A 22,547-nucleotide genomic window follows, 5' to 3' on the forward strand; every position below is an offset into this window, starting at 1 on the left:
AGGTGAAGCAGACCCAGGAGGTCGGCTCGGCGTTCCGCCCGGCGCGCGAGGCCGCCATGATGCGTGACATCGTCCAGCGTCATCGCGGCATCCTGCCGCTCGACACGGTCGAGAGCATCTGGCGCGTCATCATCTCGACGTTCACTTACGTCCAAGCGCCGTTCTCCGTGCATGCCGACATCTCGGTGAGCGAGCCGGCGATGCGCGATTCCGTGCGCTTCCATTTCGGCTTCACGGTGCCTTACGTCGCGCATTTCAGCGCGCAGGCCGCGGTCGAAGCGGTGGCGAAGTCCAAGGGCGATCTGGCGCTGGTCTCGGMGACCTCGAGCCGCACGCCATGGTGGCTGGAGCTGGAAGCGGACGGCGCGCCGAAGATCATCGCGCGGATGCCCTTCGTCGAGCGCGCCGACCATCCGGCCGCACTGCCGGTGTTCGCGATCTCGCGCGTCGCCGACAGCGCCGTGGTGACGGAGGTCGAGACCTTCAGCGTGCGCGTGTCCGGGTGGAACGCCGAGGTCGCGCGGGCGCTGTCGCCGCTCGCCGAGATCGTGGCGGTGCCCGATACCGCCTTCGACGGCGCGGCGCTGCTGGTCTCGGTCACAAGCGCCACCAGCATCGACAAGATCAAGGCTGCCCTGATCGAAGCGGGGGCCTCGGTGCGCTCCACGGCCCTCGTCGGCAGCCACGCAACGCGCTATACGGTGCCCTCGACCGGGTCGAAATCGTAGATCGCGAACCGCCTAAAGCTACTTCCGGAGTTGAAGATGTCACGCCCCGTGCCGAATCCCGGCATTCTAGATATTGCGCCCTACACGCCCGGCAAGAGCCCGGTGGCTGAGCCGGGCCGCAAGGTGTTCAAGCTCTCGGCCAACGAGACGCCGTTCGGGCCCTCGCCCAAGGCGATCGAGGCGTTCAGGAACGTGGCGGCGCATCTGGAAGACTATCCGGAAGGAACCTCGCGCGTGCTGCGCGAAGCGATCGGCCGTTCTTTCGGGCTCGACCCCAACCGCATCATCTGCGGCGCCGGCTCGGACGAGATCCTCAATCTGCTCGCCCACACCTATCTCAGCCACGGCGACGAGGCGATCTCGACCACGCACGGCTTCCTGGTCTACCCGATCGCGACCATGGCGGTCGGCGCCAAGAACGTGGTCGCGCAGGAGACCAATCTCACCTGCGACGTCGATGCCATCCTCAAGGCGGTGACGCCGAAGACAAAGCTGGTCTGGCTCGCCAATCCCAACAATCCGACCGGCACCTATGTGCCGTTCGACGAGGTCAAGCGGCTGCGCGCCGGCCTGCCGTCGCACGTGCTGCTGGTGCTCGATGCCGCCTATTCCGATTACGTCTCGCGCAACGACTACGAGATGGGGATCGAGCTCGTCGCCACCACCGAGAACACCGTGGTGACGCACACCTTCTCCAAGATCCACGGTCTCGCCGCGCTGCGCGTCGGCTGGATGTTCGGTCCGGAGCACGTCATCGACGCGGTCAACCGCATCCGCGGTCCCTTCAACGTGTCGACGCCGGCGATGTATGCCGCGGTCGCCGCGATCGAGGACACTGCGCACCAGGCGATGTCGAAGCAGTTCACCGAGACCTGGCGCAACTGGCTCTCCGAGGAGATCGGCAAGCTCGGACTGAAGGTGACGCCGGGCGTCGCCAATTTCGTGCTGATCCACTTCCCGGAAACGGGCAAGACCGCGGACGAGGCCGACGCGTATCTCACCAAGCGCGGGCTGGTGTTGCGCGCGCTAAAGAACTACCGCCTGCCGCATTCGCTGCGCATGACCATCGGCACCGAGGAGGCCAACCGCCTCGTCGTCGAGGGCCTGCGCGACTTCATGGCCGGCAAATGAGCACCACGCCGCACTTCCAGCGCGTTGCGCTGATCGGCTTCGGCCTGATCGGCGGCTCGATCGCGCGCGCTGCGAAGCTCCAGGGCTTGGCCTCCGAGATCGTCACCACCGCGCGCTCGGAGAAGACACGCGCGCGGGTGCTGGAGCTCGGCATCGTCGACCATGTCGTGGCGACCAATGCGGAAGCGGTGAAGGATGCCGACCTCGTCATCCTCTGCATTCCCGTCGGGGCCTGCGGGCCGGTGGCGCAGGAGATCGCTGCGCATCTGAAGCCGGGCGCGATCGTCTCCGACGTCGGCTCGGTCAAGGGCGCGATCGTCAGGGACATGGCGCCGCATCTGCCCAAGACCATTCATTTCGTGCCGGCGCATCCCGTCGCGGGCACCGAGCATTCGGGCCCCGATTCTGGTTTCGCCGAGCTCTTCATCAACCGCTGGTGCATCCTGACGCCGCCGGAAGGCGTCGATGCGGCGGCCACCGATCGGCTGCGCGCCTTCTGGGCGGCGATGGGCGCCAAGGTCGAGATCATGACGCCGGATCATCATGATCTCGTGCTCGCGATCACCAGCCATCTGCCGCATCTGATCGCCTACACCATCGTCGGCACCGCCGACGAGCTGGCGCAGGTGACGGAGTCCGAGGTGATCAAGTTCTCCGCCGGCGGCTTCCGCGACTTCACCCGCATCGCGGCGTCCGATCCGACGATGTGGCGCGACGTCTTCCTCGCCAACAAGGAAGCCGTGCTGGAAATGCTCGGCACCTTCACCGAGGATCTCGCCAAGCTTACCCGCGCGATCCGCCGCGGCGACGGCGAGGCGCTGTTCGACCACTTCACGCGCACGCGCGCCATCCGCCGCGGCATCGTCGAGATCGGCCAGGATTCGGCGGCGCCGGATTTCGGCCGGCCGCATGCGGCGTTGAAGAAGCCGTAGTCCTTCGCGCGACGACTGTGCTGCCAGATCCTCATCCTGAGGAGCGCGGAACGCGCGTCTCGAAGGATGAAGGCCCGGCTGGTGGCCTCGCCCTTCGAGACGCCGCGCGAAGAGCGCGGCTCCTCAGGGTGAGGGTTAGACATTCTCGCGCGCGGCTCCATCAATCCGTGAGCGGACGCGTCGCCAAATCAATACAGCGGCGGGATCTGGCCGACCTTGACCGGGCCGAGCAGCACGGCGCCGTCGACGAACTTCAGCGGGAAGCTGCGGGCCTTCTTGCCTTCGAGCGTGCTCTCGGTGCCGATCGAATTGATGCCGGCCGCAACGCCGGCATTGGCGTTCTGCTTGATGACCTTGCCGAGGCCGGGAACGGCGCGGTCGAGTGCGCCGAACAGATTGTTGAGGTCCTGCGACTTCACGCCGGGCGCAACGCGGTCGAGGGTTGCCTGCGGCACCCCCTCCTCCAGCATCTTCTCGATGCCGAGCGCCGGGATTACGCGCTCGAGGCCGGTCACGGTCATCTGCAGCTCACCGTCGAGTCGGCCATTGGCCGAGAGCCCGAGCGTGCCAGCGGCAACCGCGATCATCTCGCCCTGCTGGACGCGCGACTGGACGATCTCGATGTGACCGCCGGCGGCCTGGATCTCGCGGAAGCGTTGCGGCCACGGCTTTGGCGTGAGGTCGGAGAGGCCCGTGATCTTCGCGCGCGTGTCCGCCTCGAACGGCTCGGCGAGCAAGGGATGAACACCCTGGATGCTGCCCTGCGCGACGTGCAGCACGGTCTCGATCACAGGATGATCCGACCGCGACCCGTCTGCGAGGCGACCGTGCAGCTCGACCTGCTTGGCGCGCGCGAGCGGCACTTGCACGCTGCCGTCGAGACGATTGATGACGGGATCGTCGAACACGATGGAGGCGCGATCCGGCACCGCCGGCAGGCCGAACACGCTGCTGCGGCCCTTGCTCCAATTCACCACGAAGGTGTTTTGCGTGACGCCGTCGGTGAGTGTCGCCGGCGCGGAGAATTCGGCGATGACGCGCTTGGGATCGTAGACCTGGGCGACGACCAGGATGTTGTCGAGCTTCGCCGTGAACGGCGTCTTGCTGGCGTTCTGCGACACCAGGGCGACGCTGGCGCCGGAGCACTGGACCTCGAAGCGGAACGGGAAGCCGGCGATCGAGCGCTTGGCGCAATCATAGATGCGGCCGGACTTGGCCTCCTGCGCCCGCCAGGCGTCGGCGGCGATTTCGGCCTGCGAGGCCGCATAGAACCAGAAACAGCTCCACGCGACGGCGAGGATCAGGAGGATAATGGGGGCRATGAAAAGGCCCCAACGGGGGCGGCGGCCTGTGGCAACGGTCATATCTGACATGCGGCGACCCTTTGACCCCAGATTTTGTCAAATGTAAGCGGGGTTCGGCCGTGCCGAAAGGCCGAGAATTCGCTTCGCTTGGGGGCGTCGTTCTGGTAGCCGTGCCCGAAATGTCGGAAATCACCCTCCCCTCCGTCACCACAGCCAAGGGCGACCTCTGGGTGTTCGGCTATGGCTCGCTGATGTGGCGGCCGGGCTTCGAATTCAGGGAACGCGTCCCGGCGCGGCTGGTCGGCGAGCACCGCGCGCTCTGCGTCTATTCCTTCGTGCATCGCGGCACGCCGGAGCAGCCGGGCCTGGTGCTCGGGCTCGACCGCGGCGGCGCCTGCCGCGGCATTGCTTTTCGCGTCGCCGAGAAGGACCGCGCCGACGTCGTCGCCTATCTGCGGGCCCGCGAGCAGGTCACGTCCGTCTATCGCGAGGTGATGCGCTCGGTGTGGCTTGAGAACGATGCGCGACAGCGCGTCTCCGCGCTCGCTTATGTCGTCGACCGCGGCCACGTCCAATATGCCGGCCGACTCTCGTTCGCCGACCAGCATCGCCATGTCGTCCAGGGCCATGGCCAGTCCGGCGCCAACCGCGACTACGTGACGGCAACGGTGAAGGCGATCGAGGCCGAAGGTTTTCGCGACACGCAATTGCATAAGCTCGCGACCATGCTGCATGGTGATGCGCATTCCCTGCACGCGCCGGCTCCCGCCGAAGATCGAGAGAACCGCTAGCTCTGCGACGGAGCGTAGCTCGGCGACGAGCCGATCAACTGCTCCTGCTCTTTCCGGCCCGCTTCCACGAGGCGGCCGGTCGCGTCTTCGATGGCGGTTTGCACGCGCGAGAGAAACTCGTCTTTCGGCAGGCCTGATGGCAGCGGATCGAGGAACTCGACCACCAGCGTGCCGGGATAGCGCATGAAGGTGCGGCGTGGCCAGAACAGGCCGGAATTGAGCGCGATCGGCAGGCACCGCACGCCGCACGACGAATAGATCTGCGCAAAGCCGGTCTTGTAATCGGGCGCAGCGCCGGGCGCCCGGCGTGTGCCTTCCGGAAAGATCACGAGCTGCCCGCCTGCGCGCACCGCGTCGCGCGCCCGCCGCGTCATGTCCAGCAGCGCCTTCACGCCGGCCTTGCGGTCGATCGCGATCATTCCGGTCTTGACCAGGAACTGGCCGAACACCGGGATCTGCATGAGCTGACGCTTGAGAATGAAGATCGGACGGTTGAAGAAGCCCGGCAGCACGAAGGTCTCCCAGAACGACTGATGCTTCGCCGCGATCACCAGCGGCCCTGCCGGGATCTTCTCCTGCCCGCGGAATTCGACCTTGATGTTGCAGATCACGCGCATCAGGAACAGCGTCGCCTTCGCCCACCATTGCGCGACCGTCAGCATGGCGCGCGGCGGCAATGCGAAGGTCGGCAGCGCCACGATCGCGAGGCACACCAGCACGGCGTAGAACAGCACGTTGAACAGGAGCGAGCGCAGGAAAATCAAAAACATCGATGATCCGATCAATTGGCCTGTGCCGTGGCGGGCCGCTTCGGCGCCACGCCAGCAGGCTGCTCCGACATCTCGGGCGAAAGGTCAATCCCGAAATCCTCCAGCCGCACCCTCAGCTCGGCGGCGATGTATTTGACGTATTCGGACAAGAGCAGCCGCAAGGTGGAGGCCGAGGTCCACCACGGCTCCTCACGCCATTTTTCGCCGACCACCGCGAACGGGATCAGCGTGGTCTCCGGCATCGCATGCGAGAACTCCACCAGCGCGCGCGGCATATGATAGTTCGAGGTGACGACGATCAGCGATCTGAAGCCGCGCCCCTCGGCCCAGCGCCGCGCTTCCGCCGCGTTGCCGCGGGTCGAGACCGCGGTGCGGTCGAGATCGACACAGCAATGCATGAAGGACTGGTTCTCCGGCAGCGTCCGGGAGATGTCGCTCGCCGTCGAGGTCGGGTGCACGCCGGAGATCAGGAGCCGCTTGCCGTAGCCGGCCGCCAGGAGCTCCATCGCATCCGACACYCGCGAGGAGCCGCCGGTCAGGACCACGATGCCGTCCGCCTTGTGGTCCGGCGCGATCTCAGCGCCGCGCAATTGCGCCAGGAAGGCGATGAAGCCCGCCGCCGCGCCGACGAAGACGAACGCGATCGTCGATACCAACGCCGCGCGCAGCCAGCCACGCGGCAATTTCGGCGATCGATCGTCGGTCGGCGCGGTCATATGATGTCGGTGATCCCTTCCCCGGATGATTTTAGGACGTTTTGAGGCGAAGTGGAGTCCGGTTTATCGGGCTCAATCGACGTCATTCAGTGTCGCGAACAGCGTCTGGCGCGAGGCAACCGCGGTGATGGCGCCGATCAGCGCCGCCTGCACCGCGAGCACGATGTAGCCCGACGGCCGCAGCGAGAAGGTGCCGAGCAGAGCTGCGAACTGGTCGCCGACGGGGGTCCCGGAAAACCAGCCGGCGATCGACTCGGAGAAGCCGAACACCAGCATGGCGGCGCCGCCGCCGATCACGCCGCCCTCCAGGCCCAGCCTGAGGAAGTGACGCAGAAAGCGGTTGGCGATGTACCGGTCGCCGGCACCGACGAAATGCAGGACCTCGACGATCGGTTGGTTCGCCGCCATGGCGCCGCGGGTCGCGAACGAGACCGAGATGATGGTCGCGATGATGACGAGGGCGAGGATGCCGATGCCGGCGAGGACGGTGGCGTTGGTCATCGAGCGCATCCGCTCGATCCAGGCGCGGTGATCGTCGACGCTGGCGCTTGGTGCGGCCTGGGTCACGCGCGCGCGCAAGGCGCCGAGATCGAGCGGCGTGCCGGGCTGCACGCGCGCGATGATCATGCGCGGCACCGGCAAATCATCCATCGACAGGCCGGTGCCGAGCCAGGGCTCGAGCAGCTTACCGCTCTCGTCCTTGGTGAACGGCTTGACCTCGATGATGCCGGCCTGCGCGCGGATGGCCTCCGTCACTGCCGCGGTGTCGCGATCGAGATCGCGGCCGGTCTGCGGGCGGACCTGGATGGTGATTTCGCTTGCAACGTCCGACTGCCATTCCGCGGCGGAGGCACTGACGAGCAGCACCGTGCCCGTGGTCATCGAGGCGAGGAAGGTCATGATGGCGACGACGGCAACCAGCGCGCGGCCGTGGATCGAGGCGCGCGGCACGATCGGCGACATGTTGCGCGCCTTGGGCGGAAGCTGCGGACGCTCCTGTCCGATATCTACCAGCACGCCGCGGTCGTCGGGCCTACTCATAGACGTGCAGCCGCCCCTGGTGCAGCACGAAGCGTCGCGCCTCGTACTGGTCCATCAGGCCGATGTCGTGGGTGGCGATGATGACGGCGGTGCCCGATTTGTTGAGCTCGATGAACAGCCGCAGCAGCCGGCGCCCGAGCGTCGGATCGACGCTGCCGGTCGGCTCGTCGGCGAGCAGGAGCTGCGGCCGCGAGATCACGGCGCGCGCGATCGCCGCGCGCTGCTTCTCGCCGCCGGACAGGATCGGCGGCAGCGCGTCCATGCGGTCACCGAGGCCGACCCAGCGCAACAGGTCGATCACCTCCTTGCGGTAGCTCGATTCGCTGCGGCCCATGACGCGGAACGGCAAGGCGACGTTCTCATAGGTCGTCATGTGGTCGAGCAGTCGGAAGTCCTGGAGCACGATGCCGATGCGCTTGCGCAAATCCGCGATCTCGTCCTTGCCGAGCTGCGAGATGTCGTGGCCGAACAGGTTGACGAGGCCGCGCGTCGGCCTGTGCGACAGGAACAGCAAACGCAGCAGCGAGGTCTTGCCGGCGCCGGACGGGCCGGTGAGAAACTGGAAGGAATGCGCCGGAATCTCGAAACTGAGGTCGCGCAGAATCTCCGGCCCCAGTCCGTAACGCAATCCGACATTTTCGAACCGAACCAAGCTCAGCTCCGTTCGAGAGGGGGCGCGGGCGGCGCTGCTGCGCTCCGCCACACGCGATCAACGGGTTTTGCGACCGTTATGGTTTCCGGTTCGTTAACGGTCGCTCTGTAGCATCTGGGATGCCCGGCTCTCCGCGACCGGAGCATCGTCAAGACCAGTCCGTGCATCAAGGCTCGTGTCCATGCATATCGTCTGCCCCCATTGTACGACATCCTACGCCATCAAGCCCGCGAGCCTGGGGGCGAACGGACGAACGGTCCGCTGCTCCCGCTGCAAGGAGACCTGGGTCGCCTATGCCGAGGATGCCATCGAGGAGGCGTCCGTCCCGGCCATGGCAGCGGCCAGCCAAGCCGACGACCAGTCCGACCTCGCCGAGCAGTGGAACTCCTACGCCAGGGACGACGGCGCCGCCGACACGCCGGTCGTCGACAGCCCCTCGATCGCCAGCGACTGGCCGGCCGAGGACGCCCAGGCGACCGAGGACGAATGGTCAGCGGCGGCCCGCGCCGCCGAGGATGACGTCGCCGGCGCGCAGCACCAGTCCTGGTTCCGCGGCCTGTTCAGCCGCCGCGGGGCGCGGGTCAGGCGTCAGGCCCCCACCGAGGCTCCGCGAAAATCCCATTTCGGTCTGCCGACCGCCTGCGCCGCCATGGGCGCGCTGGTGCTGGCGCTGGTCATCTGGCGCGGCGACATGGTCCGGCTGCTGCCGCAGACGGCGGCGTTCTACAAGATGGTCGGACTCGAAGTTAATTTGCGCGGGCTGGCGTTCAAGGACGTCAAGCTCTCCAGCGAGACCGTGGACGGTAAGCAGGTGCTGGTGATCGAGGGCGTGATAGTGGGTCAAAGCAAGAAGCCGCTCGATATCCCGCGGCTGCGCTTTGCTGTGCGCGACGCTCAGGGAGCGGAAATCTACGCCTGGAACACCGTGCTGGAGCAGACCGTGCTGCAGCCGGGTGAGCGCGCCTTCTTCCGCTCGCGCCTGGCCTCGCCGCCGCCCGAAGGCCGCAATATCGACGTCCGCTTCTTCAACCGGCGCGACATTGCCGGCGGCAGCGTATAATCGATTTTGCAGATCCCGCGAGGAAGGTTGGCCGCGAGGTTGGTCCCAAGGTTGGTCTCATGCCGAAAATCCTGATCGCCGACGACGAGGATTCGATGCGCCAGCTGGTGGCGCGCGCCATCGCCATGGACGGCCACGAGACCGTCACCGCGCAGGACGGCGCCGAGGCGCTGGAAATCCTGACCCGCGAGAACGGCGCGTTCGATCTCCTGCTCACCGACATCCAGATGCCGGTGATGGACGGCATCGCGCTGGCGCTCTCCGCTGCGCGCGATTTCCCCGACCTGACCATTTTGCTGATGACCGGCTTTGCCGACCAGCGCGAGCGCGCCTCGAATTTGAATGCGCTGGTGCATGACGTCGTGACCAAGCCGTTCTCGGTGGCCGACATCCGTACGGCGGTCGCGGACGCGCTGGCAGCGAAGAAGGCGTAGGTGGCGGCGTATTCCGCTGTCATGCCCAGGCCTTGACCGGGGCATCGAGTACGCCGCGGCCTCTCGGTTCAATCACAACCGTCTCTGGAATACTGGATCGCCCGCCCCTGTGCGCAATTGCGCACTAGGCGGGCGATGACACCGAGTGTGACGTCAAAAATCCTTCAGCAGACGCTCGAGGTAATCGAGCTCGATCTGCGGACGCGCGGGATCGCTCAGGCGGCGGCGGAGCTCTTCGAGGATGCGGCGCGCGCGCTGGGCATCGATCTCGCCGGGAATCTTGACCGTATAGTCGTCGCTATATTCCTTGCCGCGCAGCGGCCGGCCCAGCGGGTCGGTCCGTTCGCCGCCGCTCTGCTGGCGGCCGACAGCCTGACCGGGGCCGTCACCGTCGCCCGGATCCTGGCCTTCGCCGTTCTGCTGCCCGCCGAGCGCGTCGGCGAGATCCTGCATGCCCTTGCGCAGGGCGTCGATGGCCTTGCCCTGCGATGCCGTCGCACCGTCGGCATCGCCCTCGCCGATCTGATTGCCGGCATCTCCCATGGCGTTCTCGGCGGCGTCGAAGCCGTCATCGCCATCCTGGTCGCCGTCCTGACCCTGACCTTGGCCCTGCCGACCTTGTTGGCCCTGCTGTCCCGGCTGTTTCTGCCCGCGCTGGCCTTTCTGGCCATCCTGCTGCAAGCCCATCTCGGCGAGCTTCTTCTTGAGGGCCTCCAGCCGCTTCTTCAGTTGCTCCTGCCGGCCCTGCGTATCCTGCGACCCTTCGCGCGACGCCGAGGGATCGTTCGGATCGGGATAGAGATACTTCTCCATGTCCCGGATCGCCCGGGACTGCTGGCCAATGCTCTCGTCCGAGTTCTTGTCCTTCAGGTTGTCGGCGGATTGCTTCATCGACCGCTCGGCGCTGTCGAGCAGTGCATCCAGACTCTTTTGGTCGGCGCGCGACGACTGGGCGAGGCCAATCGAAGCCGTGGAACAGGACAGCAAAAGCACGAGACAAGCCGTGGCGAGCCTTCCGCGCGTGACCTTGCCGTTCTGCCAGATTGAGGTGTGTTTCATGAGCTATCTCGCTCCCTGGGATTCACGCCAGGTCCTGAGCTCTTCGCGCAAGGCATCCTGCTGCCTTGCCAGGTCCTCCAGCTGATCGCTGGTCGCGCCGCGCGTCTTCTGCCGCAGCTCTCTCGATTTGCGCAGAATCTCCGCGACCTTGGGCGGCAGAGGCTTGGTACGTTGGCCGCGTTTGGAATCCTTGCTCTGCCGGTCGGTTTCGTCGCGAAGCGCGTTCTGCTCCCGAAGCAGATCGTTCAGCTCGCGCGCGATCTCGTCCATCTCTTTCTGCTCGGCGCTGGGCGGCCCCGGAGGATTTTCCAGCGCGCGGGCCAAGCGGTCCAGCTCGCGCGCCGCCGCTTCGCGATTGCCGCGCTGGATCAGCCGCTCGATGCGCTTCATCTGGTCGTCGAGGCCGATGGCCGGCCGCGCCAGCGGATTGCTGCGCATCTGCTGCGCGTACTGGCGCATGTAATTGTCCAGCGCGGTCCGCAGATTGTCCATGAGCTTCTTGAGCTCTTCGTCGCTGGCGCCGCGCTGAAGCGCCTGCTTGAGCGCGTCCTGCGCCGCGCGCAACGCCTTGGCGACGTCGCTGATGTTGCCGTCCTCGATCGTCACCGCAAGCGCCCACAGGCTCGCCACGACCTCACGCAGGGAATCGTCGGTGCGCGCCGCCTCGAGCTGGCGTGCGACGCTATGCAGGCCGAGATATTGCCCGGCTTCCGGCGTGAACATCTCGGGCGCGATCATCAGCGCGTCGAGCGCGGCGTAGACGTCGGAATTCTTGTTGGCGTCGAGCGCCAGGATGCGGCGCTGCTCGATCAGCGCGCGGGCGAGCGGCTTGGTGAACAGCCGGCCCGGCAAGCGCATGTTGAAGGGCTCGCTCTTCGCCTCGTTGCCGGCCTCGTCCTTGGCGGTGAGCGTCAGCGTCACGTCCGCACCGGAATAAGGATCCTCGCTGAGGTCCTTTACGGTCTGGCCGACGCCGTTGCGGGTCCGCGCATTGGGCAGGGTCAGCGCGAATTGCGGCGGCTGGAACAGCGGCCGCGCGGCCTTGCCGTCCGCGTCCTTGGTTCCGTCCTTGTCTTCGGTTGCGCGCGGAACGAATTGCGCCGCAGCGCCGGTGACGCCGTAATCGTCCTCGATCTTGTAGGAGAGCTGCAACGCGCCGTAGGCCTGACGCTCGGGATCCTTGGCGAGCGCGATCGTCGGCGGGCGGTCCGGCGTCGCCGCGAAGGCCCATTGCGGCTGGCCGGAGGGCGCGCGGACATGCGCGGTGCCGTCGCCGGTGATGGTAAAATGCTTCTCGTTGGTGCCCTTCGGCGCGGCCTCGGTGGGCGCGACCTCCTTGAGGCCGCCGGAGGTGACGACATCGAGGTTGCTGCCGGAGGAGCGCACGATCAGGGTCGAGCCGGCCGGAACTGCGAGTGGGCCGCTCGCAGGCAGCGCTGCGGCCTCCTTGTTGGCGGCCGACAGGATGACCGGCGGCTTGCCGGTGTAGAGCGGCGGGGTGATCCAGGCATCGACGCGCACGTTGGTCGGCGCCAGCACGCCGTTCCAGTCGAACGCGGCACCTAACCGCATCGCGCGCTCGTCGCCGGCGGCGAAGAAGGTCGCGACCAGCATCACCATGACCAGCGCGCGCAGCGCCCAGGGATCGTGCAGGGCGAGGCGCGGATGCGGCAAGCCGGCACGGATGCGCTTGAGCGAAGCCAGCGTGCGCTCGCGCTGCGCCTGCCACAGCGCCAGCGCGACCGGGTCTTTCGAGCTCAGCGTGTCCGTCAGCGTCGTCGCCGGGCGGTGACGGATACCGGAGCCACGGTCGAGCCGGCTCAGAGCCTCGTCGCGGCCCGGCCAGCGGAAACGAATCAGCGGGACCAGAGCGGCGATTGCGGCGCCGGCAAAAACCACGAGACCGATGGCACGGATGACGGACGGCAACGCCAGCCAGAGGCCGGCCCACGACACCACCAGGAACAGGCCGACGACAGTCAGCACCCGCGCCAGATGTGGCCAGGCACGTTCCCACGCGATGGCATAAATAGCCCGATCGAGGGCCTGCGCCAGCTTCAGCCGCGACAGAGCGTCGCCATCGCGGATCGGGTCTGACGGGTCGGGGGTGACGCCGTTCAATCAATTCTCCAGGTTGCCCGGGAGAGAAGCGTATCACAACGGCAGCACTGAGGCATCCGTTCCGGTACGGGAGAGACCCCTTTTCCCGCATAACACGAGGACGTGACTGACCGGGCGCAACCCCGTAATTTCCGCGCGCCATTCCCAAGGGAAACGCAGGGGAAATAAGAGGAACGCCATGGACAAGAAGATGCACGACAAGGGCCTGGAAGTCCGCAAAGCGGTGCTGGGCGAGGCCTATGTCAACAATGCCCTGAAGAACGTCGACGATTTCAACCGTCCGTTCCAGGAGATGCTCAACGAATATTGCTGGGGCACCGTGTGGGGCCGCGAGGAACTGCCGCGCAAGACCCGCAGCATGCTCAACATCGCCATGATCGCGATCCTCAACCGCCAGCACGAGTTTCGCGCGCATCTCAAGGGCGCGCTGACCAACGGCGTTTCCCGCGACGAGATCCGCGAGATCCTGATGCAGGTCGCGATCTATGGCGGCATGCCGGCCGCAGTCGACAGCTTTCGCATCGCGCGCGAGGTGTTCGCGGAGATCGACGGCAAGGCGTGAGGCCGACCTCTCTCCGCCGTCGTCCCGGGGGGTGCCGAGCGCGAGCCCGGGACGACGAGCGGAGAATGATCGCCGTTTCACATCCAACGAACATCGAAGAAGAAAGAAGGAAACACCATGCACGTCGGATTCATCGGCCTCGGAAACATGGGTTTCCCGATGGCGCGGCGGCTGATCGAGGCGGGGCACAAGCTCGTCGTGTTCGATACCCGCAAGGAGGTCGTCGACAAGCTCGTGGCGCGCGGTGCCACCGCTGCAACCTCGCCGAAGGACGTTGCCGACMAGGTCGAGACGGTCATGGCGAGCCTGCCCTCGCTGCAGGCGTCGCTCGAGGTCGCCACGGGAGCGAACGGCGTGATCGAAGGGAGCCGCGCCAAGCGCTTCATCGATCTCTCCACCGTCGGCTCGACGATGGCGGCGAAGATCCACGGCCTGCTGGCGAAACGCGACATCGTGCAGATCGACTGCCCCGTCTCCGGCGGCGTCGGCGGCGCCGAGAAGGGCACCCTGGCGGTGATGGTCTCAGGGCCCAAAGCCGAGTTCGAGCTGCTCAAGCCCGCGCTCGACGTGATCGGAAAAGTGTTCTTCATCGGCGAGAAGCCGGGCGCGGCGCAAACCATGAAGCTCGCCAACAATTTCCTGTCGGCGACCGCGATCGTGGCGACCTCGGAAGCGGTGGTGATGGGCGTCAAGGCGGGGCTCGATCCTGCGGTGATGATCGACGTCATCAATGCCGGCTCCGGCATGAACACCGCGAGTCGCGACAAGTTTCCGCGCTCGGTGCTGCCGCGCACCTTCGACTTCGGCTTCGCCACGGGGCTGATGGTGAAGGACGTGCGGCTGGCGCTGGAGGAGATGAAGTCGCTCGGCCTGTCGATGGAGGTCGCGGACGCGGTCGGACGGCTATGGGAGACCGTAATCAGCGCGGAAGGCGCCGAGTCCGACTTCACCGCGGCGATCAAGCCGATCGAGAAGAAGGCGGGCGTTGTGGTCGGTGGGAAGGGTGAATTGGCGKGGAAGTAGCGCCACACACTCAGCTCGTCGTCCCGGGGCGCGCGAAGCGCGAGCCCGGGACCCATAACCACAGGCGGATGTGGTTATGGGGACTCGGAGTTACAGCTCAGCCAACAACTACACCCTGTGGTTATGGGGACTCGGAGTTACAGCTCAGYCAACAACTACACCCTGTGGTTATGGGTCCCCGCGTACGCGGGGACGACAGCGAAATTGTTGAAGCGCTTTGCCGCCCCTCAATCCCTCACAGCCACGGCGCCGGCGTATCCATCGCGATCAGCTGCTCGACCTCGATGCGCGGGCGCACCACGGCGTATTGATCGCCCTTCACCAGCACTTCCGGCACCAGCGCCCGCGTGTTGTAGGTGCCGGCCTGCACCGCGCCATAGGCGCCCGCGGTCATGATGGCGATGAGATCGCCAGGCTTCGGCGTCGGCAGCGTGCGATCCAATGCGAGATAGTCGCCGGTCTCACAGACCGGGCCGACGACGTCGGCCATGATCGTGGCGGCGCCCGCGGCCGGCTGCGTCACCGGCAGAATGTCGTGATGCGCCTCGTACAGCGTCGGGCGGATCAAATCGTTCATGGCGGCGTCGATGATGACGAAATTCTTGCCGTCGCCGTGCTTCACGTAGATCACCTTGGCGACAAGGATGCCGGCATTGCCGACGATCATGCGGCCCGGCTCGAACATCAGCGTGCAGCCGAGATTGTGGCTGACGCGCTTGACCATGGCGGCATAGGCGTCGGGCGCCGGCGGCGCCTCGCGGTCCATGTAATAGGGAATGCCGAGGCCGCCGCCGAAATCGACATGCGAGATGTTGTGGCCGTCGCTGCGCAGCGTCTGCACGAATTCGGAGAGGATGCGGAACGCGGTCTCCATCTTGGAGAGATCGGTGATCTGGCTGCCGATATGCACGTCGGTGCCTGTGACCTCGATGCCCGGAAGTTTTGCAGCGCGTGCATAGACCTCGCGGGCATAGGCGATCGGAATGCCGAACTTGTTCTCGGACTTGCCGGTCGAGATCTTGGCGTGCGTGCCGGCATCGACGTCGGGATTGACGCGCACGGAGATGCGCGCGGTCTTGCCCATCTCGGTCGCAAGCCGCGACAACAGCTCGAGCTCGGGCTCGGATTCGACGTTGAGGCAGAGGATGTCGGCGGCCAGCGCGGCGCGTAATTCGGTTTCGGTCTTGCCGACGCCGGAGAACAGGATCTTGCTGGCGGGAATGCCGGCGGCCAGCGCGCGCTTCAATTCGCCGCCGGAGACGACGTCGGCGCCGGCCCCGAGCTTGGCCAGCGTGCGCAGCACCGACTGGTTGGAATTCGCCTTCATGGCGTAGCAGACCAGCACCTTCTCGCCGGCGAAGGCGTCGGCGAAGACGCGGTAGTGCCGCTCGAGCGTCGCGGTCGAATAGCAATAGAACGGCGTACCGACGGTTGCGGCCAGCTCGGACAGGTTCACGGCCTCGGCGTGCAGCACGCCGTTGCGATAGTCGAAATGGTTCATGGCGTCAGCTCAGCTATCCCGGCTCATTTTTTGCCGGGAGGTTCGTCCAGGAGCGGGTCGAGGATAAACGATTTCTTCTTGCCCTTGGCGGCGGCAGGCGCCGCGTCCGCACCGTACCCGGGATTGAACACGCTCGGCGTCCTCTGGGCTTCCGTCTCGGTGTCGGTTGGAGCTGCGACATTGGCCGTGGATGCACTGGAGGCGGTCGGCGGCAGATCCAGCGGGCCCTTGCGGCCGCAGCCGGCAAGCGCGAGCGCCGTCAGGCTCAAGACAATGATGGCCCACCCCGAGCCGGCCGGGCGAAACTTTGACGTCACGACGAAATCCCCACTACGCGGGCCGCACCATACAGAGATTGGCACGCTCTGGCGAGAGCCGGATGACCATGAAACATAAGCGAAATTTTGCCCTCAGCCCAATTTTCGCTCTTTTTCCAGCCGCTTCGCCCAGGCCTTGGCCTGCGACGCCACGTTCTTCGGCGCGGTGCCGCCGAAGCTGGTCCGGCTCTTCACCGACGATTCGACCGAGAGCACGCCGAGCACCTCCTTGGTGATCTTTGGCTCGATCGCCTGCATCTCTTTCAGCGGCAGCTCGTGCAGCGCCACGCCGCCCTCGGCGGCCTTCGCCACGATACGGCCGGTGACGTGGTGGGCGTCGCGGAACGGCATCTTCAGCGTCCGCACCAGCCAGTCGGCAAGGTCGGTCGCGGTGGCATAGCCCTCGCCCGCCGCCGCCTTCATCTTCGCTTCGTCGGGCACGAGATCGCGGACCATGCCGGTCATGGCGCGGATCGCGAGCGACAGGGCAGCAAAGCCCTCCATCGCGCCCTGCTTGTCCTCCTGCATGTCCTTTTGATAGGCGAGCGGCAGGCCCTTCATCACGATCAGGAGGCCGTTGAGCGCGCCGATGACGCGGCCGGTCTTGGCGCGCACGAGCTCGGCGGCATCCGGATTGCGCTTCTGCGGCATGATCGAGGATCCCGTGGTGAACTTGTCGCTGAGGCGGATGAGACCGACCAGCGGCGAGGTCCAGATCACGATCTCCTCGGCAAAGCGCGACATGTGCACGGCGCAGATCGAGGCCGCCGACAGCGTCTCCAGCACGAAGTCGCGATCGGAGACCGCATCGAGCGAGTTCGCCATCGGGCGGTCGAAACCGAGCGCCTTCGCGGTGGCGTGGCGGTCGATCGGGAACGAGGTGCCGGCGAGCGCGGCGGCGCCGAGCGGCGATTCATTGAGCCGCTTGCGGGCGTCCTGGAAACGGCCGCGGTCGCGCGCCGCCATCTCGACATAGGCGAGCAGATGATGGCCGAAGGTCACGGGCTGCGCGGTCTGGAGATGCGTGAAGCCGGGCATGACGGTCGCGGCATGTTCGAGCGCGCGATTGACGAGCGCGGCCTGGAACGCGGCGAGCGCCGCATCGGTCTCGTCGAGAACGTCGCGGACATAGAGACGGAAATCGGTCGCAACCTGGTCGTTGCGCGAGCGCGCGGTGTGCAGCCGGCCGGCGGCGGGGCCGATCAGCTCGGACAGGCGGCTCTCGACGTTCATATGGATATCTTCGAGCGCGCGCTTGAACGTGAAGCCGCCCTTGCCGATCTCTGACAAAATCGTGTCTAGACCCTTGGCGATATTTTTCGCATCAGAGCCCGTGATGATGCCCTGCGCGGCAAGCATCGCGGCGTGCGCCTTGGATGCGGCAATGTCCTGGGCAAAGAGGTGACGATCGACGTCGATGGAGACGTTGATCTCTTCCATGATCTCATCGGGGCGCTCCGAGAACCGGCCGCCCCACATCTTGTTGCTCATGATCCCCTGCTCACGCCTTGCTTGCCGCTGCTGCCGCACGTTTGCTGGCCGGAGCCAGCCGTATTAAGAGGCCCCTGATAGCCATATCTGCGACCGGATGACAAACGATATGCTCGACAAGACGCCCTCCGCCACGCGCCGGATCCCCCTCGTCATCGCCACCGTGGCGATCGGGGGGCTGGCCGGCTTCGCCGCGCTGTACGGGCTGGGCCAGAACCGGGCGCCCTCAGGCGATCCGGCCTGCCGGGCCGCGGTGGCAACGGCGCAAAAAATCGCCCCCCTCGCCCATGGCGAATTGGCCGCCCTGACCGTGGCGAGCGCGCCGCTAAAACTGCCTGACCTGGTCTTCGAGGACGCTGACGGCAAGCCGAAGAAGCTGTCCGATTTCCGCGGCAAGACGCTGCTGGTCAACCTCTGGGCCACCTGGTGCGTGCCCTGCCGCAAGGAAATGCCGGCGCTGGACGAGCTCCAGGGCAAGCTTTCGGGCCCGAATTTCGAGGTGGTGGCGATCAACATCGACACCCGCGACGCCGAGAAGCCCAAAGCGTTCCTGAAAGAGGCCAATCTGACCCGGCTCGGCTATTTTAGCGATCAGAAAGCCAAGGTTTTCCAGGACCTTAAAGCCATAGGCCGGGCCCTGGGCATGCCGACCTCGGTATTGGTCGACCCGCAGGGCTGCGAGATCGCGACGATCGCGGGGCCGGCGGAATGGGCGAGCGAGGACGCGCTCAAGCTGATCCGGGCTGCGACGGGCAAGGCCGCCGCGTCGCTCTAGGCGGTGTGTCTTAAGCGGTGACGTTGAGGTTGCCGCCGACGCCGGCGCCGACATTGGCGAGCGAGGGCTGACCGGCGCCGAGCAGCGTCAGGACGGTGGATTTCTCCGTGTCCGCATTCTGCTTCATCAGCGTCGCCGTGATATTCGACTGCAGCGCGCCTTGCTGAGCGGCCAGCATGGTGCTGACCATCGCCATCATGTCCATTACGCAAACCCTCTTACCGGGCGCAGCCTAGGGGCGAGCGGTTAACGCGACATGAATTGTCACGGTGCGGATGCACGGCCTGAGGGCGAGAGCGCCGTAGGGTGGGCAAAGCGGCTTGTCCGCCGTAGCTCGAAGAGCGAAGGCGGAAGCGTGCCCACCAATTTCCACCGCATCATTGGAGAGATGGTGGGCACGGCGCTTTGCGCCTTTGCCCACCCTACGGCACCGGAAATTGGATCAGCGCGTCGGAACCGGCTTGGCGCCGCGGTAGTCGTAGAAGCCGCGCTGGGTCTTGCGACCGAGCCAGCCGGCCTCGACGTATTTCACCAGCAGCGGGCACGGGCGATATTTGGAGTCGGCGAGGCCCTCGTGCAGCACCTGCATGATCGACAGGCAGGTATCGAGGCCGATGAAATCGGCGAGCTCGAGCGGGCCCATCGGATGATGCGCGCCAAGCTTCATCGCCGCGTCGATGGCCTCGACATTGCCGACGCCTTCATACAGCGTGTAGATCGCCTCGTTGATCATCGGCAGCAGGATGCGATTGACGATGAAGGCCGGGAAATCCTCGGAGACCGCGACCTGCTTGCCGAGCTTGCTGACGAATTCCTTGGACGCCTCGAAGGTCTGGTCGTCGGTGGCGATGCCGCGGATCAGCTCGACCAGCTCCATCAGCGGCACCGGATTCATGAAGTGAATGCCGATGAAGCGCTCGGGCCGGTCGGTGGCGGCGGCAAGCCGCGTAATCGAGATCGATGAGGTATCGGAGGCGACGATCGCCTCCGGCTTCAGCACCGCGCAGAGCTCGTGGAAGATCTTGCGCTTGACCTCTTCCTTCTCGACCGCGGTCTCGATCACGAGGTCGCAATCGGCGAGGTCGTCGAGCTTCTCGGCGAGCTTGATGCGCGCCATCGCCTTGGTCTTGTCGTCCTCGCTGACGGCCTTCTTGGAGACCTGGCGCGCCAGATTGCCATTGATGGTGGCCATGCCCGACTTGAGCCGGTCGGCCGAGACGTCGTTGAGCACCACGTCGAAACCGGCCAGCGCCGCGACATGCGCGATGCCATTGCCCATCTGACCCGCGCCGATCACGCCGACCTTCTTGATCACTGCCGCCATAATGTCATCCACCGGAACGGCGCGCAGATCGCGCCTGCCTCATCCCCCGAGCCGGGAGGTCCGATTTAATCAGAAACTCGATTAGATCAGAATCCTGGCTCGAAACCTAGATTGGATCGCTTCCCCGGCGTGCCCCACGCCAAAGAAAACGCCTTGAAAAAGAAAAACCGGCCGGAGTGTACCACTCCGGCCGGTGTTTTTAGCGCGTTTTTACTTGCCGAGCTTGGCGAGCGCTTCGGTGAGCTCAGGAACCGCCTGGTAGAGGTCGGCGACCAGGCCGTAATCGGCGACCTGGAAGATCGGCGCGTCCTCGTCCTTGTTGATCGCGACGATCACCTTGGAGTCCTTCATGCCGGCCAGATGCTGGATCGCGCCGGAAATGCCCACTGCGACATAGAGCTCAGGGGCCACCACCTTGCCGGTCTGGCCGACCTGCCAGTCGTTCGGCGCATAGCCGGCATCCACCGCCGCGCGCGAGGCACCGACGCCGGCACCGAGCTTGTCGGCGAGCGGCTCGATGTACTTGGCGAAGTTCTCGCGGCTCTGCATGGCACGGCCACCGGAGACGATGATCTTGGCTGAGGTCAGCTCGGGGCGGTCGCTCTTGGCGACTTCCTCGCCGACGAAGGACGACAGGCCCGGATCGGCCGCCGCAGCGACGTTCTCGACGGCGGCGCTGCCGCCTTCACCCGCCGCCGCGAAGGTCGAGGTGCGCACCGTGATGACCTTCTTGGCGTCCTTCGACTTCACCGTCTGGATGGCGTTGCCGGCATAGATCGGGCGCTCATAGGTGTCGGGGGCGACCACCTTGGTGATCTCGGAGACCTGCATGACGTCGAGCAGGGCTGCGACACGCGGCATCACGTTCTTGAAGCGCGAGGTCGCGGGCGCGACGATCGCGTCATAGCCGGAAGCCAGCGAGACGATCAGCGCGGCCAGCGGCTCGGCGAGATCGTGGGCGTAAGTCTCGCCCTCGGCAAGCAGCACCTTCTTCACGCCGGCGAGCTTGGCGGCGGCATCCGCCGCAGCCTTGGCGTTCTGGCCGGCCACCAGCACGTCGACATCCGCGCCGAGTGCGGCAGCCGCGGTCAGGGCCTTGTTGGTCGCGTCCTTCAGCGACGCATTGTCGTGTTCGGCAATCAGAAGCGTCGTCATCAGAGCACCCCGGCTTCGTTCTTGAGTTTCGACACCAGCTCGGCGACGTCCTTGACCTTGACGCCCGCCTTGCGGCCCGCCGGCTCCGTCGTCTTGAGAACCTCGAGACGCGCGGCGACGTCGACGCCGTAATCGGCGACGGTCTTCTCCGCGATCGGCTTCTTCTTGGCCTTCATGATGTTGGGCAGCGAGGCATAGCGCGGCTCGTTGAGACGGAGATCCGTGGTGACGATCGCCGGTCCCTTCAGCTTGACGGTCTGCAGACCGCCGTCGACTTCGCGGGTGACCTTGAAGTCAGCACCTTCGACCTCGAGCTTCGAAGCAAACGTCGCCTGCGACCAGCCGAGCAGCGCGGCCAGCATCTGACCGGTCTGGTTGCTGTCGTCGTCGATCGCCTGCTTGCCGAGGATGATCAGGCCGGGCTGCTCTTCGTCGGCGATCTTCTTCAGAATCTTCGCGACCGCGAGCGGCTCGACGATGCCCTCGACCTTCACCAGAATGCCGCGGTCGGCGCCCATGGCGAGACCGGTGCGGATCGTCTCCGAGGCCTGCGCCGGTCCAATGGAAACCACGACGACCTCGGTGGCCTTGCCGCCTTCCTTCAGGCGCAACGCTTCCTCGACCGCGATTTCGTCGAACGGGTTCATCGACATCTTCACATTGGCGAGTTCAACGCCCGATCCATCGCCCTTGACGCGGACCTTGACGTTGTAATCAACCACCCGCTTTACCGGCACCAAGACCTTCATCGATCCTCTTTCACTCAATTTGGGAGGGGGGTTATCAACTGGCGCGGAACCTAAAGGCCTGATCCGGCCCGGTCAACGCGCGACAGAGCCAAATTTTAGACCTTAGAAATATCGACCTCAATGGGTCAGCGATTCTGGCCCGGAACCCAGAGCACGTCGCCGGCACCATTATGGTTGGCGGCACGGCTGGCGACGAACAGGAAGTCGGACAGGCGGTTCATATACTGGATGCCAGCAGCGCCCACGGGCTCGCCGGGCCGGGCCGCCAGTTCCACCATCACGCGTTCCGCCCTGCGGCAAATCGTACGGGCAACGTGGAGGTAGGCGGCGGCCGGCGTGCCGCCCGGCAGCACGAAGGAGGTGAGCGGCGCCAGCTTGTCGTTGAGCGCGTCGATGTCGCGTTCGAGCCGCTCGACCTGGCTTGCCACCACCCGCAGCCGCTCGGCCTTGCCTTCACGCTCGGGCACCGCGAGGTCCGCGCCGAGGTCGAACAGATCATTCTGGATGCGGCCGAGCATCGCGTCGAACTCGGGCATGTCATGGGTGTGGAGCCTGACAACGCCGATCGCGGCATTGGTCTCGTCCACGGTGCCATAGGCTTCGATGCGCAGATCGTATTTCGGACGGCGCTCGCCCGTTCCGAGCGCCGTCGTGCCGTCGTCACCGGTCTTCGTATAGATGCGATTCAGCGTGACCATTTTTAACGCCCCATCGCCCAGACTGCGAGCATGGCAACCACGATCGCCACGAACTGAAGCAGCACGCGCCAGCGCATCAACTTCTGCGAGGTGTTTGGCGAGCCGCCGCGCATCATGTTGACGAGACCGAGCAGCAGCACCACCGCCACGGCGCCGGCCGCTACCGGCAGGATGAAAGTACTCAGGAGAGATGCCATTCGGGGTAGATAACAC

Annotated in this window: 25 protein-coding genes; 9 read left to right on the top strand and 16 right to left on the bottom strand. The window is 65.8% G+C overall.

Features of this window, described 5'->3' with window-relative positions:
• From AC1DW2_RS40745 to AC1DW2_RS40755, 3 genes are all read left to right on the top strand, one after another.
• Positions 1 to 728: chorismate mutase (locus AC1DW2_RS40745; protein WP_477008877.1), on the top strand; the 728-nt coding region annotated here is incomplete at its 5' end.
• A 36-nt stretch (positions 729 to 764) separates the two neighbouring features.
• Positions 765 to 1,859 carry a pyridoxal phosphate-dependent aminotransferase gene (locus AC1DW2_RS40750; protein WP_354114289.1) on the top strand — a complete coding sequence of 365 codons (1,095 nt, stop codon included), beginning with the start codon at positions 765 to 767 and terminating at the stop codon, positions 1,857 to 1,859.
• The gene (locus AC1DW2_RS40755; protein WP_354114290.1) at positions 1,856 to 2,791 is read left to right on the top strand and encodes a prephenate/arogenate dehydrogenase family protein; all 936 of its coding nucleotides are present in this window, start codon (positions 1,856 to 1,858) and stop codon (positions 2,789 to 2,791) included. The genes AC1DW2_RS40750 and AC1DW2_RS40755 overlap by 4 nt, the downstream gene beginning before the upstream one ends.
• 188 nt (positions 2,792 to 2,979) lie before the next feature.
• Here the strand turns inward: AC1DW2_RS40755 and AC1DW2_RS40760 are convergent, their stop codons facing one another.
• Positions 2,980 to 4,164, bottom strand: a complete 1,185-nt coding sequence (locus AC1DW2_RS40760) for a DUF2125 domain-containing protein (RefSeq protein WP_085401941.1) — start codon at positions 4,162 to 4,164, stop codon at positions 2,980 to 2,982.
• A gap of 110 nt (positions 4,165 to 4,274) precedes the next feature.
• On the opposite strand from AC1DW2_RS40760, the gene AC1DW2_RS40765 reads away from it, so the two are divergent.
• Positions 4,275 to 4,886, top strand: coding sequence for a gamma-glutamylcyclotransferase (locus tag AC1DW2_RS40765; RefSeq protein WP_063985779.1), 612 nt, complete (start codon positions 4,275 to 4,277; stop codon positions 4,884 to 4,886).
• Here AC1DW2_RS40765 and AC1DW2_RS40770 read toward each other — a convergent pair.
• From AC1DW2_RS40770 to ftsE, 4 genes are all read right to left on the bottom strand, one after another.
• Positions 4,883 to 5,656, bottom strand: a complete 774-nt coding sequence (locus AC1DW2_RS40770) for a lysophospholipid acyltransferase family protein (protein WP_477008878.1) — start codon at positions 5,654 to 5,656, stop codon at positions 4,883 to 4,885. The two genes, AC1DW2_RS40765 and AC1DW2_RS40770, sit on opposite strands and share 4 nt — an antisense overlap.
• A gap of 11 nt (positions 5,657 to 5,667) precedes the next feature.
• On the bottom strand, positions 5,668 to 6,372 hold the full coding sequence (locus tag AC1DW2_RS40775) for a YdcF family protein (protein WP_477008879.1): 705 nt from the start codon (positions 6,370 to 6,372) through the stop codon (positions 5,668 to 5,670).
• Between the two features lie 72 nt (positions 6,373 to 6,444).
• Positions 6,445 to 7,413, bottom strand: coding sequence for a cell division protein FtsX (locus AC1DW2_RS40780; protein ID WP_477008880.1), 969 nt, complete (start codon positions 7,411 to 7,413; stop codon positions 6,445 to 6,447).
• Entirely contained in the window at positions 7,406 to 8,065 is a 660-nt protein-coding gene (ftsE, locus tag AC1DW2_RS40785) for a cell division ATP-binding protein FtsE (RefSeq protein ID WP_014491659.1), read from the bottom strand. Before ftsE ends, AC1DW2_RS40780 begins: the two co-directional genes overlap by 8 nt.
• Positions 8,066 to 8,246: 181 nt before the next feature.
• Between ftsE and AC1DW2_RS40790 the strand changes: the two genes are divergently transcribed.
• Both AC1DW2_RS40790 and AC1DW2_RS40795 read left to right on the top strand, forming a co-directional pair.
• Entirely contained in the window at positions 8,247 to 9,125 is an 879-nt protein-coding gene (locus AC1DW2_RS40790) for an MJ0042-type zinc finger domain-containing protein (RefSeq protein WP_354121516.1), read from the top strand.
• 59 nt (positions 9,126 to 9,184) lie between these two features.
• Positions 9,185 to 9,559 carry a response regulator gene (locus AC1DW2_RS40795; protein ID WP_028147294.1) on the top strand — a complete coding sequence of 125 codons (375 nt, stop codon included), beginning with the start codon at positions 9,185 to 9,187 and terminating at the stop codon, positions 9,557 to 9,559.
• A 153-nt stretch (positions 9,560 to 9,712) separates the two neighbouring features.
• Here AC1DW2_RS40795 and AC1DW2_RS40800 read toward each other — a convergent pair whose 3' ends face one another.
• On the bottom strand, positions 9,713 to 10,618 hold the full coding sequence (locus AC1DW2_RS40800) for a DUF4175 family protein (RefSeq protein ID WP_477008881.1): 906 nt from the start codon (positions 10,616 to 10,618) through the stop codon (positions 9,713 to 9,715).
• A 3-nt stretch (positions 10,619 to 10,621) separates the two neighbouring features.
• On the bottom strand, positions 10,622 to 12,739 hold the full coding sequence (locus AC1DW2_RS40805; protein ID WP_477008882.1) for a TIGR02302 family protein: 2,118 nt from the start codon (positions 12,737 to 12,739) through the stop codon (positions 10,622 to 10,624).
• Positions 12,740 to 12,917: 178 nt separating this feature from the next.
• Here AC1DW2_RS40805 and AC1DW2_RS40810 point away from each other — a divergent pair, with 178 nt between their 5' ends.
• Both AC1DW2_RS40810 and AC1DW2_RS40815 read left to right on the top strand, forming a co-directional pair.
• Positions 12,918 to 13,301, top strand: a complete 384-nt coding sequence (locus AC1DW2_RS40810) for a carboxymuconolactone decarboxylase family protein (RefSeq protein WP_014491654.1) — start codon at positions 12,918 to 12,920, stop codon at positions 13,299 to 13,301.
• Between the two features lie 117 nt (positions 13,302 to 13,418).
• Positions 13,419 to 14,324, top strand: coding sequence for an NAD(P)-dependent oxidoreductase (locus AC1DW2_RS40815; protein WP_477008883.1), 906 nt, complete (start codon positions 13,419 to 13,421; stop codon positions 14,322 to 14,324).
• Positions 14,325 to 14,559: 235 nt separating this feature from the next.
• Here AC1DW2_RS40815 and lysA read toward each other — a convergent pair whose 3' ends face one another.
• The 3 genes from lysA to argH all read right to left on the bottom strand — a co-directional run bounded on the left by lysA (position 14,560) and on the right by argH (position 17,633).
• Entirely contained in the window at positions 14,560 to 15,825 is a 1,266-nt protein-coding gene (lysA, locus tag AC1DW2_RS40820) for a diaminopimelate decarboxylase (protein ID WP_477008884.1), read from the bottom strand.
• Positions 15,826 to 15,848: 23 nt separating this feature from the next.
• Complete coding sequence (lptM, locus tag AC1DW2_RS40825; protein WP_063985789.1) at positions 15,849 to 16,142, bottom strand: LPS translocon maturation chaperone LptM; 294 nt, start codon at positions 16,140 to 16,142, stop codon at positions 15,849 to 15,851.
• Positions 16,143 to 16,235: 93 nt separating this feature from the next.
• On the bottom strand, positions 16,236 to 17,633 hold the full coding sequence (argH, locus tag AC1DW2_RS40830; RefSeq protein ID WP_477008885.1) for an argininosuccinate lyase: 1,398 nt from the start codon (positions 17,631 to 17,633) through the stop codon (positions 16,236 to 16,238).
• A 109-nt stretch (positions 17,634 to 17,742) separates the two neighbouring features.
• Here argH and tlpA point away from each other — a divergent pair, with 109 nt between their 5' ends.
• Complete coding sequence (tlpA, locus tag AC1DW2_RS40835; protein WP_477008886.1) at positions 17,743 to 18,408, top strand: thiol:disulfide interchange protein TlpA; 666 nt, start codon at positions 17,743 to 17,745, stop codon at positions 18,406 to 18,408.
• Between the two features lie 10 nt (positions 18,409 to 18,418).
• Here tlpA and AC1DW2_RS40840 read toward each other — a convergent pair whose 3' ends face one another.
• The 6 genes from AC1DW2_RS40840 to AC1DW2_RS40865 form a co-directional block, all read right to left on the bottom strand.
• Positions 18,419 to 18,613, bottom strand: a complete 195-nt coding sequence (locus tag AC1DW2_RS40840) for a hypothetical protein (protein ID WP_477008887.1) — start codon at positions 18,611 to 18,613, stop codon at positions 18,419 to 18,421.
• Positions 18,614 to 18,850: 237 nt separating this feature from the next.
• On the bottom strand, positions 18,851 to 19,732 hold the full coding sequence (locus AC1DW2_RS40845; RefSeq protein ID WP_063985792.1) for a 3-hydroxybutyryl-CoA dehydrogenase: 882 nt from the start codon (positions 19,730 to 19,732) through the stop codon (positions 18,851 to 18,853).
• A 210-nt stretch (positions 19,733 to 19,942) separates the two neighbouring features.
• Positions 19,943 to 20,887 carry an electron transfer flavoprotein subunit alpha/FixB family protein gene (locus tag AC1DW2_RS40850; protein WP_063985793.1) on the bottom strand — a complete coding sequence of 315 codons (945 nt, stop codon included), beginning with the start codon at positions 20,885 to 20,887 and terminating at the stop codon, positions 19,943 to 19,945.
• On the bottom strand, positions 20,887 to 21,636 hold the full coding sequence (locus tag AC1DW2_RS40855; protein WP_354181459.1) for an electron transfer flavoprotein subunit beta/FixA family protein: 750 nt from the start codon (positions 21,634 to 21,636) through the stop codon (positions 20,887 to 20,889). Before AC1DW2_RS40855 ends, AC1DW2_RS40850 begins: the two co-directional genes overlap by 1 nt.
• A gap of 125 nt (positions 21,637 to 21,761) precedes the next feature.
• Entirely contained in the window at positions 21,762 to 22,334 is a 573-nt protein-coding gene (locus AC1DW2_RS40860) for a cob(I)yrinic acid a,c-diamide adenosyltransferase (protein WP_014491644.1), read from the bottom strand.
• Positions 22,335 to 22,336: 2 nt separating this feature from the next.
• Positions 22,337 to 22,531 carry a twin transmembrane helix small protein gene (locus AC1DW2_RS40865; RefSeq protein ID WP_015688858.1) on the bottom strand — a complete coding sequence of 65 codons (195 nt, stop codon included), beginning with the start codon at positions 22,529 to 22,531 and terminating at the stop codon, positions 22,337 to 22,339.
• Between the last annotated feature and the right edge of the window lie 16 nt (positions 22,532 to 22,547).

The organism is Bradyrhizobium sp. P3_C3, assembly GCF_056402655.1.

Bases quoted from the DNA above. Each gene is read 5' to 3' on its own strand.
- AC1DW2_RS40750 (WP_354114289.1), top strand. From the start codon at position 765: ATGTCACGCCCCGTGCCGAATCCCGGCATTCTAGATATTGCGCCCTAC.
- AC1DW2_RS40755 (WP_354114290.1), top strand. From the start codon at position 1,856: ATGAGCACCACGCCGCACTTCCAGCGCGTTGCGCTGATCGGCTTCGGC.
- AC1DW2_RS40765 (WP_063985779.1), top strand. From the start codon at position 4,275: ATGTCGGAAATCACCCTCCCCTCCGTCACCACAGCCAAGGGCGACCTC.
- AC1DW2_RS40770 (WP_477008878.1), bottom strand. From the start codon at position 5,656: ATGTTTTTGATTTTCCTGCGCTCGCTCCTGTTCAACGTGCTGTTCTAC.
- AC1DW2_RS40780 (WP_477008880.1), bottom strand. From the start codon at position 7,413: ATGAGTAGGCCCGACGACCGCGGCGTGCTGGTAGATATCGGACAGGAG.
- AC1DW2_RS40790 (WP_354121516.1), top strand. From the start codon at position 8,247: ATGCATATCGTCTGCCCCCATTGTACGACATCCTACGCCATCAAGCCC.
- AC1DW2_RS40795 (WP_028147294.1), top strand. From the start codon at position 9,185: ATGCCGAAAATCCTGATCGCCGACGACGAGGATTCGATGCGCCAGCTG.
- AC1DW2_RS40800 (WP_477008881.1), bottom strand. From the start codon at position 10,618: ATGAAACACACCTCAATCTGGCAGAACGGCAAGGTCACGCGCGGAAGG.
- AC1DW2_RS40810 (WP_014491654.1), top strand. From the start codon at position 12,918: ATGGACAAGAAGATGCACGACAAGGGCCTGGAAGTCCGCAAAGCGGTG.
- lysA (WP_477008884.1), bottom strand. From the start codon at position 15,825: ATGAACCATTTCGACTATCGCAACGGCGTGCTGCACGCCGAGGCCGTG.
- argH (WP_477008885.1), bottom strand. From the start codon at position 17,633: ATGAGCAACAAGATGTGGGGCGGCCGGTTCTCGGAGCGCCCCGATGAG.
- tlpA (WP_477008886.1), top strand. From the start codon at position 17,743: ATGCTCGACAAGACGCCCTCCGCCACGCGCCGGATCCCCCTCGTCATC.
- AC1DW2_RS40840 (WP_477008887.1), bottom strand. From the start codon at position 18,613: ATGGACATGATGGCGATGGTCAGCACCATGCTGGCCGCTCAGCAAGGC.
- AC1DW2_RS40845 (WP_063985792.1), bottom strand. From the start codon at position 19,732: ATGGCGGCAGTGATCAAGAAGGTCGGCGTGATCGGCGCGGGTCAGATG.
- AC1DW2_RS40850 (WP_063985793.1), bottom strand. From the start codon at position 20,887: ATGACGACGCTTCTGATTGCCGAACACGACAATGCGTCGCTGAAGGAC.
- AC1DW2_RS40855 (WP_354181459.1), bottom strand. From the start codon at position 21,636: ATGAAGGTCTTGGTGCCGGTAAAGCGGGTGGTTGATTACAACGTCAAG.
- AC1DW2_RS40860 (WP_014491644.1), bottom strand. From the start codon at position 22,334: ATGGTCACGCTGAATCGCATCTATACGAAGACCGGTGACGACGGCACG.
- AC1DW2_RS40865 (WP_015688858.1), bottom strand. From the start codon at position 22,531: ATGGCATCTCTCCTGAGTACTTTCATCCTGCCGGTAGCGGCCGGCGCC.